Origin of the sequence: Luteibacter flocculans (genome assembly GCF_023612255.1) — a bacterium.
In the GTDB taxonomy this organism is placed as follows: Bacteria; Pseudomonadota; Gammaproteobacteria; order Xanthomonadales; family Rhodanobacteraceae; genus Luteibacter; species Luteibacter flocculans.
In genome coordinates, this window is record NZ_CP063231.1 from 2,212,466 (window position 1) to 2,224,787 (window position 12,322).

Genomic DNA, 12,322 nt, shown 5'->3' on the forward strand with positions numbered 1-12,322 from the left:
TCTATCCATTAGGAAGGTAAGTACCCCACGCTTGCTGTAATGCAGCCCGCCGTTGCCATTCCTCATGAACCCCGCTGAGCTCCTGGTCTCGCTTCGAAGCGATAAGCGAGATGGATGCCGTAATGCCCATCGTTCTTGGGGCAACAAGATCGTTTTTCTCATTGACGACTTCTTACTGGAATCGACAAAGCTTGCAGCCACTCGTATTGCGGACTGACCCTTTGCTTGGCTCGCCAGGATGGTGGACATATCGTGGGCTAAGCGCAATATATTGCGAATCGCACGAAGAGGGCTTGTAGAGTCGTAGCTCTTTGCCGTAGCTTTTTGCGCGAACGGCCTGCGTGCAATGCGTTGGCCTGGGGAATATCACGGGGACAGGGGAAAGGGACTTGAGCGCTCTGCGTTTTGCGTTGTCGTGTCTGATTGGGTTGTGGCTGCTCCACTTTGCATTGCCGGTCCGGGCCGAAGTCATGGTCGCCCGATGGAACTGTGTGGTTGTGGGCGATGAGTACAGCAACGCCGGCTACACCGACTGTCAGCCGGTCTATGTCAATGATGGCCAAGGTGGTCACTTGGGCGGCGGACCGGGTTGGCTAGGCGGTGGCGGCGGCGGTGGGGGCTCGGGCGTGATCTCGCTCAACCCAGGCGACAAGACAATCGGGACGCGAGATCCCGCCGTCAAAAACGATTGCAACCGCGTGGGTGATCCGGTGATCCCGTCCACGGGCAACCGCATCGAGCCCGAAACGGACTTTGCCGCAGCAGGCGAGATGGGGTTGTCACTCACCCGAACCTATGACTTGTACTGGAACGGCATTGGCATCTTCGGCCGGCGTTGGATCAGCAACTTCGACTACAAGTTGCTGTACACCACGAGTGATCCGTCCTCGTCATGCTACCCGCAGCCGTTGAGCACGCCGTGCGATCCGGCCAACAAGCCCATCTGGGCTCAGCGTCCCGACGGCCGTCTTATCAAGTTCAACTACTCGACCAGCCCCACGCCCGGGTGGTACGAGGACAAGCCGAGCCCAGTGGCCAAGATCATCAAGACCGGCTCGACCTACACGCTCTACAGCGAAGATCAAACGGTTGAGGTGTACGACACCACCGGCTTCCCGCTGACCATCATGAACCAGCAGAACGTGGGGCTGACCTTCACGTTCGATAACTACCACTACTTGACCCGCGTGACACAAAGCTCGGGCCGGCACGTCGACTTCACCTGGAATCAAGGTCGGCTGACTCAAATCACCGATCCGGCTGGGAACGTATACCAGTACAGCTTTGTGAGCGTACTTACTCCGATCACCCAGTTCGGCTCGGTGCAGCCACCGGGAACGAGTGGGTGGAATGTTTACGCAACCATGCTCTCGAGCGTGGTTGCACCGGCCACCGCGGGCGGATCACCTGCGACGACGGTGACCTACCAGTATGAAAGTACAACGTACGTCACGGCGCTGACGGGACGCACGATCAATGGATCCCGCTACGCGACGTTCCAGTATGACGGCAACGGTCGCTCGTCGGATACTCAGATCGCCAACGGGGCCGGGCACTACCACTTTGACTATGCCGTGGACGGCAACGGTGCCGTGACGGGCGCGACAGTGATCAATCCACTGGGCAAGTCCGAGGTATATGCATTCGACGCAGCAGGAAACCAAACCAGCTTGACCGGGCTGGCATCGGCGCATTGTCCGGCCGCGGCCAAGGCGGCAAGTTTCGATAGTCATGGGTATCCGCAAGGATCAACGGACTTCAATGGCAACACGACCCTCTACACCTATGCAGCCAACGGGCAGTTGCAGCAGCAAGTCGAGGGCTACGGTAAGGCCGAGGCGCGCACGACGGATTACGCGTGGGACGGACTCAATCGTGCAACTCGGGTAACCATCGAGGGCGACCACGAAACCACCTACGCGTACGACGGTAACAATCGCCTCCAAACGGTCACGGTCAAGAACTTGTCGGCAAAGATCGCGGCCAGTGCGGGTGCCACGCGTGTCACAACTTACGCTTACACCACCTGGCCCAACGGGCTGGTGGCCAGCGTCACCGTGGACGGTCCGCTGCCGGGCGCCAGCGACGCGATCACGCGGACCTACTCGCAGCAAGGCGATCTGTTGTCGGTCAAGGACAGCGCCGGGCACACGACGTCGTACGACGGCTTCAATGGACTGGGCCTCCCTGGTTCGGTCACGGGGCCCAATGGCGAAAAGCAGAGCTTCACCTACGATGCGCGCGGGCGGGTCATGGTGTTACGGACCTATCGCAATGGCGGTACCCAAGACACGCGGTATGACTACGACGGTTTCGGACGCCTGGCTAGGGTCACTCAGCCCGACGGCCAGATCCACGCGTTCCAATACGACGTGGCCGGTCGATTGACGGCCGAGTTCTGGCCCGATGGCAACGGAACATTCGCCGAGACTGCCTACCAGTACAACGCCATGTCGAAGCCGACGGTGATCACGAAGATGCGCGTGTATGCGCAGCCTGCCCAGGGGACGGTGCAGTGAAGATGATCACGTTCAATCACATCCAATCGAAAGCCCGCGGTCGGATGCGCGCGCTCTCATATGTTGCGATGCTTTCGTTCGGCGCCTGGCAATCCGAAACGGCGAATGCAACGTCAACGCTGCCGTCAACCGGTTCGCGCGTTACGCTGCCGCAGCCGAACATGCAAAAGTGTGACGATCCGACCGATCCGAATTGCGGGACCAATACCAACCCGCACGCACCAACCATCAGCTGGACGTCGGTTGTGCCGGCCAACGGTTACGTGTTGCCCACCGACACTCTGACGTTTGGGGCAACTGCCGCCGACAGAGACACCTATGTTGCCAGCATCGATTTCTTCATCGATGACAAGAACAGGGTGACCTTCACGGGCTCGTCGTTTCAGACCACAGTGAGCGGCCTTTCCCCGGGTGCTCACACTGCCGTTGCGGTGGCGCGGGACAGCCAAGGGCGTACGGGCACTACCGACCACGTCCCGTTCACCGTGCGCACCTCGGTGATAGCTGGAAATATCGATGGCGTCTCGTCCGACGGCATCATCAGTGGGTGGGCGTGCTCCACCTACTTGCCGCAGTCCATTCCGGTGGACCTCTACCTGGGTGGACCTTATGGGACAGGCACTGGCATTGGCCGCTTCACCGCCAATGTGGCCAGTGAGCCGGCCGTTGCCGCCGCGTGCAACGTGAGCGGCGGCAGTTATCGCTTCTCGATTCCTCTTACATCGGCGCAGCGAGTCCAGTTCGGCGGCAAGACCATTTACTTGCATGGAATTTCTCCGGTCGGCGCGGCCAACAGCCTGCTGGGAAACTCGGGCAATTTCGTTGTCCCCGCGGCGGTTCGGAACGCGCAAGTCGTCAGCCAGACGGTCGCGTCGACCATGCAGGCAGGTGCAAGCCAGACCGTCAATGTGCAGATGCGCAACACTGGCGACTACACGTGGTCGGCCGGAACCGGCTTCAAGTTGGGCTCGGTGGGGGAAAACAATGTTTGGGGCATTGGGCGAGTCGCGCTGCCTAGCGACGTCGCGCCAGGGCAAACGGCCTCGTTCACGTTCAACATCACGGCACCATCCACCCCCGGGGCCTACACCTTCCAATGGCAAATGTTGCAAGAGGGCGTAGTCTGGTTCGGCGGGGCGACCTCGGCGGTAAGTGTGAGCGCCATCGGAGGGGCAATCTCAGCCAACCCGGGCACATGCAGTATCACAACCGGCAACACCAGCTGCTCCAGCGCCATCACCTGGAGTTCCAACAGCGCTTCGAGCCAGGTTTGGGGCTCGAATCTGGACGGCTCGGGGGCTGCGGTGGTCGCGAGCGGCCAGAGTGGTTCACAAACGCTCGGGGGCATCACCACTGCCGGCAGGCGTTTCACGCTCAAGAGCGGCAGCTTTACCCTTGGCAGCGTGGACGCCCATGCCATCCCAGGGCCGGAAGTCGCCACCATCGCTAGCATCGACTACGACGAATTGGGGCGCGTCATCGCGCGTCACGACGCCTCTGGGCAGGTGAAGGTAAGTTACCAGTACGACGCAGAAGGTCACCTCACCAGCACGACCGATGCGCTCAATCATGTGCAGTCGCTGACGTACGATGCGCTCGGTCGCGTCGCCTCGTCCACCGACGCCGACAACAAAACCACGTCGTATACCTACGACGCCGCCGACCGTATCGTCCTGGTCGTGGATCCACGCAGTAACGTCACGACGTACGACTACGACGGTTTCGGGCAGCTATGGCGACAGGTGAGTCCGGACAGCGGTACGACCACGTTCGCCTACGACGCCAACGGTCTGCAGCAAAGCATGACCCGTGCGAGCGGCGTGCAGACGGTCTACGGCTATGACGGTTTGAATCGGCTGGTCAGCATGACGTCCGGCGGGCTCGTCCAGCAAGCGACCTACGACAGTTGCACCAACGGTGCGGGGCGACTATGCAGCGTGGCCGATGCCACCGGCACCACGTCGTATAGCTACACGCCGGAAGGCGCCATCGCCGGACGCGGGTTCTCCATCGGCGGCACGGGATATGGCCTGGGTTATGCGTACGATGGCATGGGACGGTTGAGCGCGGTGGTCTATCCCGACGGTGCACAGCTTAACTATGCCTACGCCTATGGACAGGTCTCGGGGGCGACCCTGACCGCCAACGGCGTGACGTCGTCGATAGCCACCGCACTGACCTATCGTGGCGGCGACGGGTCGTTCGCCGGTTGGACATCAAGCAACGGCCTGAGCAACACACTCAGTTACGACGGCGATGGCCGCCTGACGGCGATCAACGTGCCTGGTGTGCAAAGTCTGGCCTTCGGCTATGACGGAGCGGATCGCATGACGCGCATCACCAACGGCATCGATGCGACGCTGACCCAGAACTTCCAGTACGACAGCCCATCGCGCCTCACGTCGGTAACATCCGCTGCCGATAACGAAAGCTTTCAGTACGACGCCAATGGGAACCGAACGTCGCAGTCGATCAATGGCCTAACCTCGGCTCAGGGCATCGCGTCGACGAGTAACCGCCTGCTGAGCACGGGTACGCAGGCTCTGGGCTACGACGCCAACGGCAACCTGACGACGGTCGACGGTGTGGCGCAGTATCACTATGACGCGTTCAACCGCATGGATGCGGCAGCGGGCGCGAGCTACTACGTCAATCCCGAAGGCCAGCGACTGCGCAAGGCCACCAATCTGGGCACGACCTTCTTCGCACCGGATCGCGGAGGCCCGTTGTTGGCGGAGTATGCCGACGGCGGTTGGGTCGACTACCTATGGGTCAATGGGCGATTGATCGGACGTAGGGCTGGCGGGCAGATCTACGCCATACACGCCGATCAAACCGGACGACCCGAATCGGCGACGAATGCCTCACGGAGTGTCGTCTGGTCGGCGAACAACTTTGCGTTTGATCGTCAGGTGGTCACAGAAGGGTTCAAGCTCAACCTGGGCTTCCCGGGGCAGTACTTTGACGATGAGACCAGGACATGGAACAACGGGTTTCGGGACTATCGGGCGGATTTGGGGCGGTATATGGAAAGCGACCCTATTGGCCTGATGGGAGGGCTGAATACGTATGCCTATGTAGGCAGTGCTCCGTTGAACTTGGTCGACCCCCTAGGACTACGATCGCTGACAGACTGTGAAAACAGAATTCTTGCGCCATACTTCCCTGGTAAAGATCTGAGCAAGATCGACGTAGAAGAAGGAATTCCTTGGCTCGCTAGGCAATTTGGAGCCGGTAATGCCGATGCCTGGACTTACAAGAACACAATCTACACTGCGCCAGGCGTAGATGCGCCGGACACCGCCGGCGGAATATCGCTAATCGGCCACGAAATCGTGCATTCGACGCAGTACGACCAATATGGTGCCATCGGTCTTGCACGACGTTACAACAGTGCCTACAAATCCAACATTAAAGCCGGAATGTCTGAGTACGATGCCTATCGAAACAATCCGTTCGAGGTCGCTGGCTTCGATATGGGGGCGCGTGTTCTTCACGACCTAAAGGAAAATGGAGGCAATCCTTGTGAATGTTCGAAGTAAAGTGTCGGTCGCACTGTTGATCTTTGCGACTGCAGCTTGCGCTGGTGAGTCAGCTAACGACAAGTTGACTGAACTTCGGCGATTGCCGACGGGTGAAAGACAGCTCGCATACCACCAACTGAGCGAGCAAGAAAAAGTTGACCTCTTCTTTCAGGCGAATCGACGTCACCCTCCCTATAGCGGGCTAAACGATGTGATTTCGCTTGAGGGCAAAGAATTTCTTCTTCGCCTTCGAGCAGAACTTGACGAACGCGGGGGAGTCCCTGAAGTGTTGTCGTTCTTGAATATCGCTCAAGATGTAAAAACCAGGGGGCAGCTTTCGCACGAAGATGTCGATCAGTTGCGCATAAAAGGAATTTGTCATCTCGCTCAAAGCAGCAACTATTGCCCAACGCTTGAAGCAGAGCTGTTAGCACACTGACACCTACAGCCGCGTGGATGCGGCAGCGGGCGCAACCTACTACGTCAGTCCGGAAGGCCAGCGACTTTGCAAGATGACAGCCTGGGCGGGCTGACGCCCGTCGAGTTCAGTCAACAACACCATCCGGCGATCTTGGGTTATGGGTGGCACTAACGACTCTGAACGCGTCAGGCCACCGCGTCCTCGACCCAACGGTGGCCCGCTCGATCCAGCAACTCGCGCGCCGACTCCGGGCCCCAGGTGCCCGCTTCGTACGGGTCGGGGCCCTGCTCGTTCTCGCGCCAGCCTTCGAGAATGGGCGTGACCGCCAGGCGGCTTCGGTCTCGTCCTTGCGCACGAACAACGCCGGGCTGCCCTTCACCGCATCCAGCAGCAAGCCCTCATAGGAATCGCGATAACGCACGCGCTCGGGAACGCCGAGGCGCGACAGCGCATCCACCTCGTCCAGCCCGAAGCTGTTGCCTGGGTGCTTGACGAAAAGCGGCAAGGTCACGCTCTCGTCCGGCTGCACCCGAATGACCAGGCGGCTACCGGGCCGCGCTTCGCCGAACAGGCCGGGCTCACCGGCGCGGAACTGCACCACCACCTCGGTCAGCTTCTCCGGCATGCGCTTGCCCGAGCGCAGGTAGAACGGCACGCCGCGCCAACGCGGATTGTCGATCTCGGCCTTCAAGGCGACGAAGGTCTCGGTCTTGCTCGGTGCCTCGTCTGGCAGTTCCTCGCGATACGCCGGGACGCGCTGGCCGTCCGCCGTGCCCTGCACGTACTGACCGCGTGCCACGTGTGCGCTCAGGTTGTCGCGATCGAGCGGCTTCAGCGATTTCAATACGAGGACCTTCTCGTCACGCAGCGCATCGGCGTCCAGCGATGAGGGCCGCTCCATCGCGACCACGGTGAGCACCTGGAGCAGATGGTTCTGGATCATGTCGCGCAGGGCGCCGGAGCCATCGTAATAGCCGCCACGCCCTTCGAGGCCCACCGTCTCCGCTGCCGTGATCTGTACGTACTCGATCGACTCGCGGTCCCACATCCGTTCGAGCATGGGGTTGGCAAAGCGCAGGGCGATGATGTTCTGTACCGCTTCCTTGCCGAGGTAGTGATCGATGCGGAAGATGCTCGACTCGGGGAAATAGCGGCCGACGCCTTCGTTGACCTGCCGGGCGGTATCGAGATCCGTGCCGATCGGTTTCTCCAGCACGATGCGCGACTGTTCGGTGCGCAGACCTTTCTCTGCAATGTTGCGGGCGATGTCGCCGTAGAGCGCCGGTGCCGTCGCGAGATAGAACACGCGAACACGTTCGGCATCGGCATGCGTGTCGAGCAAGCTCTTGAGATCGTCCCAGGGGCCTTTCGCTTCGGCGCCATTGAGGCTGACATAGTGAACCAGACGGAGAAAGCGGTTTACCGTGGTGTCGATCCGTTCGTCGGCCGGGACATGGTCGCTCAGCGCCTTGCGTGCCCGTTCGCGGTAGGCATCGTCATCGAGCGGCGAGCGCGCGGTGCCGATGATGCGCGAGTCGCTCGGTATCTGCCCTTCCGCGAAACGCCGGTACAGCGCAGGCAGCAGCTTGCGCATGGTGAGGTCGCCAGTGGCGCCGAAGATCACGTAATCGAAGGAATCGACCGGTTCGAGGGGACTGGGAGAAGCATTCATGGTCTGGGGAAATCCGCGAGGCAAGGAAACACGGCCGTGAGGCCAACCCGGTCTTGAATGCGGCATGGCGTTCGTGTTTCAAGGCCGGCATGCCAAAGCTGCCTTGCCTCGCACGCACAAGTGTTTTGACTTGCGGCCTATGACAGTCCCGTTCCCGGCGTCCCCATGCATCGGCGTGGCGGCCTCATGTCGAGGCCCATCGAAGGACATACATCCCATGAGCAAGCTCAAAGACAAGGTGGCGATCGTTACGGGTGCATCCAAGGGCATTGGCGCGGGCATTGCCAAGTCGCTCGCAGCCGAAGGCGCGGCGGTCATCGTGAATTACGCGTCCAGCAAGGCGGGTGCCGACAAGGTGGTGGCCGAGATCGAGGCCGCTGGCGGCAAGGCCGTGGCCGTGGGTGGCGACGTATCCAAGCAGGCCGACGCGGAGAACCTGGTGGCGAAGGCGATCGAGCACTTCGGCCGTCTGGACGTCCTGGTGAACAATTCGGGCGTGTACGAGTTCGCCTCGATAGAAACCATCACCGAGCAGCACTACCGCCGCATGTTCGACATCAACGTGTTCGGCACGCTGCTGGTGACCCAGGCAGCCGTCAAGCACCTCGGTCAGGGCGGCAGCATCATCAACATCGGTTCCGCCGTCACCCGCATCACCCCGCCCGAAAGCGCCGTCTACACGGGGACGAAGGGCGCGGTCGACGCCATTACCGGCGTGCTGGCCCGCGAACTCGGGCCGCGCGGTATCCGCGTCAATGCTGTGAACCCGGGCATGGTCATCACCGAGGGCGTGCAGGCCGCGGGCTTCGCTGCGTCGGAGATGGAACAGGCACTGACCAGCATGACGCCGCTCGGCCGTGTCGGTCAGGTGGACGATATCGCGCCCATCGTGACCTTCCTCGCCTCCGATGACGCGCGCTGGGTGACCGGTGAGCTGATTCTCGGCTCGGGCGGGATGCGCTGAGCTTTTCCGCATCGTGATCCGGAAGGCGGGCTGCGTCGTCACGGCGCACCCGCCTTCGTGAATCACTCTTCCGGATGCGTCCCATACAGGTCCGGATGAAGGAACGGTGCCATCGCCAGCACCATGGCCTGGGCATATGCGCTTTCGCGCGTCGCGTGGCCGTTGGTGACGAGGCCGATGGCCCCGCCCTGCTGCTTGATGTTGACCGTTCCGAACAGGCGGTCCATGACGTGGCCGAGTTCCTCGCCGTCGAGCAGCGACTCGTACACGGCAGGCGGCAGTGGTAACCACGCGCTGCGACCGACCGAGACGTCCACGCCATTGGCAATGGCCACGTAGCCGAACGTGCCGGGGCCGTCTTCGGTGACGTCCACGCCGCCTTCGAGCGCTACGTAGAAATCCGCGTCGCCTTGTTGACGACAGAAGTTCATGCGATTGATCGCACCCTCGCGTGTCTCCGCGGCCGTCATCGGCTGGTCGGGCACGCCCGAGGGCGCATGCATGCCCTCGCACTCGACGAGCCGCCCCGGGAACAGCGGTGCCAGGGCGGAATGCACGGCAGAGATCTTGATGGGATTGCGCGAGCCGACCAGAACCTTGATCGGCAAGGAAGGATTTGACATGGGAAAGCGCCTTCGTGAACCGCGGGCATGGTATCAGCCCGCGGCCACCGCTTCGGCGATGTGAGACCGGCGATTCAATCGGCCAGGGCGCGATCCACCATGGCCTGGGCTTCCTGGAGCACGGTCTGCAAGTGGTCCTTGCCACGGAAACTCTCGCCGTACACCTTGTAGATGTCTTCGGTGCCGGAGGGGCGCGCGGCGAACCAACCCTGGTCCGACACGACCTTGATGCCGCCGATGCCCTGCCCGCCCGCCTGGTTGGTCACGTCCACGATCGGATCGCCGGCCAGAGTGGTCGACGTCACCTGCGTCGGCGCGAGCTTCGACAGCTTCGCCTTCTGCGCATGATTGGCCGGTGCATCGATGCGGGCGTTCGCGGGATCGCCGAGCAGCGCTGTGACCTCGGCGTAGATCTGGCCCGGGTCCTTGCCCATCCGCGCGGTCATCTCGCCCGCCAGCAAGGCCGCGGCGATGCCGTCCTTGTCGGTGGACCACGCCGAGCCGTTCTTGGTCAGGAACGACGCACCGGCGCTTTCCTCGCAGCCAAAGCCGAGGCTGCCGTCGTAGAGACCGGACACAAAATACTTGAAGCCGACCGGTACCTCGCGCAGCGGCCGGCCCAGGTGCCTGGCGATGCGATCGATCAAGGCGGTGGTCACGGCGGTCTTGCCGATCGCGGCATCCGCACGCCAGCCCGGGCGATTCTGGAACAGGTACCAGGCAGCGGTGGCGAGATAGTGGTTGGCCTGCATGAGGCCCGTGCTCGGTGCGACCACGCCGTGGCGGTCGTGATCGGTATCGCACGCAAAGGCGACCTCGAAGCGGTCCTTGAGGCCAATCAGCCGCTGCATGGCATACGACGAGGAGGGATCCATGCGCACGCGGCCGTCCCAGTCCAGCGACATGAACGAGAAGGTCGGATCGACCGTCTCACTGACCACGGTGAGATCGAGGCCATAGCGTTCGCCGATGGCGCTCCAGTAATGCACCCCCGCTCCGCCAAGCGGATCGACGCCCATGCGGACACCCTGCGCACGGATGATCTCAAGGTCCAGCACGTCACCGAGATCGCCGACGTAGCGCTGCAGGAAATCGTAGTCGTGCGTGTTCGATGCCTTGATGGCCTGGGCAAACGGCATCCGCTTCACGTCGCGCAGGCCGCCTTCCATGAGCGCATTGGCACGCGCGGCGATCCAGCTCGTGGCGTCCGTATCGGCGGGGCCGCCATGCGGCGGGTTGTACTTGATGCCGCCGCTTTCCGGCGGATTGTGCGACGGCGTAATGACGATGCCGTCGGCCAAGCCGTGTTCGCGGCCGCGGTTATAGGTCAGGATCGCGTGCGACACGGCGGGCGTAGGGGTATATTCGCCGCCCGCCGACACCTGCGTCTGTACGTCGTTGGCCGCCAGCACTTCAAGCGTGCTCTCGAACGCCGGACCGGATAGTGCATGCGTGTCGATGCCAACGAACAGCGGGCCGTCCACGCCGCTCCTCGCCCGGTACTCGCAGATGGCCTGGACCACGGCCAAGACGTGCCATTCGTTGAACGAGCGATCGAACGAGGATCCCCGATGACCCGATGTGCCGAAGGCAACACGCTGTTCGGGCACCGACGGGTCGGGCGTCAGGTCGTGATAAGCGGCCAGCAGGGCCGCCACGTCTACCGGCTGGCTTTCCGTGGCGGGCTTGCCGGCGAGCGGGCTGATCTTGGCACTCACGAAGGGCGACTCCTTGGGCAGTCACCCGGCCGATGGGCCGGGGCGCGAAATTGTAGGCCGACGATCCGGCCAGGGTGTCAAGCGTACGTGCACAGACCTACGCCGCGTAATCCGCAAGCATACGCCGCGTTTTACGAATTCTTCCATGTCCGCGCGGGCGCCGCGTCGTTATCGTCGTCGCGGCCCGCCCACAGGTCAGAGGCGCAGCCGCTCGATGTACTCGAAGATTTCCGCATCCGTTTCCAGACGCAGCTTTCGCATCGCATTCGACTTCTGCTGACTGATGGTGGACAAGCCGCGCCCCGTGGCTCTGGCGATATCGGTAACACTGTTGCCGGCCGCGAACAGGCGCAGAATCTCAAGCTCCCGAGGCGACAGATCGGCGAGCGTGCCCGACTTAACCAATGGCTCGCCAGGTGGCGAGCCGATCAACGCGCGTACGGAGCTTCCGAGGTAGACATGGTTCGACAGGATTTCCAGCAGGGCCTCGGGGATTTCCCTCGCATCGCCGGACTTGCCGACGAGGCCCAAGACGCCCGTGCCGAGAATCTCGCGATACAGCGCGGGGTTGGCGAGAGTGGTAATCACCATCACGGGGAGGTCCGGGTAGCTCCGACGTATCTCGCGCAGCAAGGCGAGGCCGTCCCTTCCGGGCGCGGGCATGCTGAAGTCGGTAATGAGGGCGTCGCACCGTGTCTTGGCGAGCAGCCCAAGCAGTTCGTCGGGCGACTGTGCTTCGGCGACGACGGTGGCGAGATCGTCCTTGGCAAGAGCCAGGCTGAGGCCCTTCAAAACCACGGGGTGATCGTCCGCCAGGATGACGCGATAGACCATGGGTAATCCGTCCTATCTTGCTTGTCCAGTCACCGCCGGATTGGTCT

The 12,322-nt window shown here is 62.1% G+C and carries 8 protein-coding genes; 4 read left to right on the forward strand and 4 right to left on the reverse strand.

Going from position 1 to position 12,322, the window contains the following annotated elements:
• The first annotated feature begins 389 nt into the window (after positions 1–389).
• Genes IM816_RS09325 through IM816_RS09335 form a run of 3 tightly spaced genes read left to right on the forward strand, consistent with a single transcriptional unit; the run spans position 390 to position 6,482 of the window.
• Positions 390–2,519 carry a DUF6531 domain-containing protein gene (locus tag IM816_RS09325; RefSeq protein WP_250337845.1) on the forward strand — a complete coding sequence of 710 codons (2,130 nt, stop codon included), beginning with the start codon at positions 390–392 and terminating at the stop codon, positions 2,517–2,519.
• 2 nt (positions 2,520–2,521) lie between these two features.
• The gene (locus IM816_RS09330) at positions 2,522–6,061 is read left to right on the forward strand and encodes an RHS repeat domain-containing protein (RefSeq protein ID WP_250337846.1); all 3,540 of its coding nucleotides are present in this window, start codon (positions 2,522–2,524) and stop codon (positions 6,059–6,061) included.
• A gap of 1 nt (position 6,062) precedes the next feature.
• Positions 6,063–6,482 (forward strand): hypothetical protein, encoded by a 420-nt coding sequence (locus IM816_RS09335; RefSeq protein WP_250337847.1) that lies wholly within the window; start codon positions 6,063–6,065, stop codon positions 6,480–6,482.
• A 106-nt stretch (positions 6,483–6,588) separates the two neighbouring features.
• Here the strand turns inward: IM816_RS09335 and zwf are convergent, their stop codons facing one another.
• Positions 6,589–8,136, reverse strand: coding sequence for a glucose-6-phosphate dehydrogenase (gene zwf / locus IM816_RS09340; RefSeq protein WP_425602571.1), 1,548 nt, complete (start codon positions 8,134–8,136; stop codon positions 6,589–6,591).
• 217 nt (positions 8,137–8,353) lie between these two features.
• Between zwf and IM816_RS09345 the strand changes: the two genes are divergently transcribed.
• Positions 8,354–9,100 (forward strand): glucose 1-dehydrogenase, encoded by a 747-nt coding sequence (locus IM816_RS09345; RefSeq protein WP_250337848.1) that lies wholly within the window; start codon positions 8,354–8,356, stop codon positions 9,098–9,100.
• 62 nt (positions 9,101–9,162) lie between these two features.
• Here the strand turns inward: IM816_RS09345 and yjjX are convergent, their stop codons facing one another.
• From yjjX to IM816_RS09360, 3 genes are all read right to left on the reverse strand, one after another.
• Entirely contained in the window at positions 9,163–9,723 is a 561-nt protein-coding gene (gene yjjX, locus IM816_RS09350) for an inosine/xanthosine triphosphatase (RefSeq protein ID WP_072321008.1), read from the reverse strand.
• 74 nt (positions 9,724–9,797) lie between these two features.
• A complete protein-coding gene (gene pgm, locus IM816_RS09355; protein ID WP_250337849.1) occupies positions 9,798–11,441 on the reverse strand; it encodes a phosphoglucomutase (alpha-D-glucose-1,6-bisphosphate-dependent) in 1,644 nt (547 codons plus the stop codon).
• A 195-nt stretch (positions 11,442–11,636) separates the two neighbouring features.
• Positions 11,637–12,275: a response regulator gene (locus IM816_RS09360; RefSeq protein WP_250337850.1), complete on the reverse strand. Its 639-nt coding sequence runs from the start codon at positions 12,273–12,275 to the stop codon at positions 11,637–11,639.
• Between the last annotated feature and the right edge of the window lie 47 nt (positions 12,276–12,322).

Excerpts from the sequence above, each read along its gene's own strand:
- IM816_RS09330 (WP_250337846.1), top strand. The coding sequence starts at position 2,522 with ATGATCACGTTCAATCACATCCAATCGAAAGCCCGCGGTCGGATGCGC.
- zwf (WP_425602571.1), bottom strand. The coding sequence starts at position 8,136 with ATGAATGCTTCTCCCAGTCCCCTCGAACCGGTCGATTCCTTCGATTAC.
- yjjX (WP_072321008.1), bottom strand. The coding sequence starts at position 9,723 with ATGTCAAATCCTTCCTTGCCGATCAAGGTTCTGGTCGGCTCGCGCAAT.
- IM816_RS09345 (WP_250337848.1), top strand. The coding sequence starts at position 8,354 with ATGAGCAAGCTCAAAGACAAGGTGGCGATCGTTACGGGTGCATCCAAG.
- IM816_RS09360 (WP_250337850.1), bottom strand. The coding sequence starts at position 12,275 with ATGGTCTATCGCGTCATCCTGGCGGACGATCACCCCGTGGTTTTGAAG.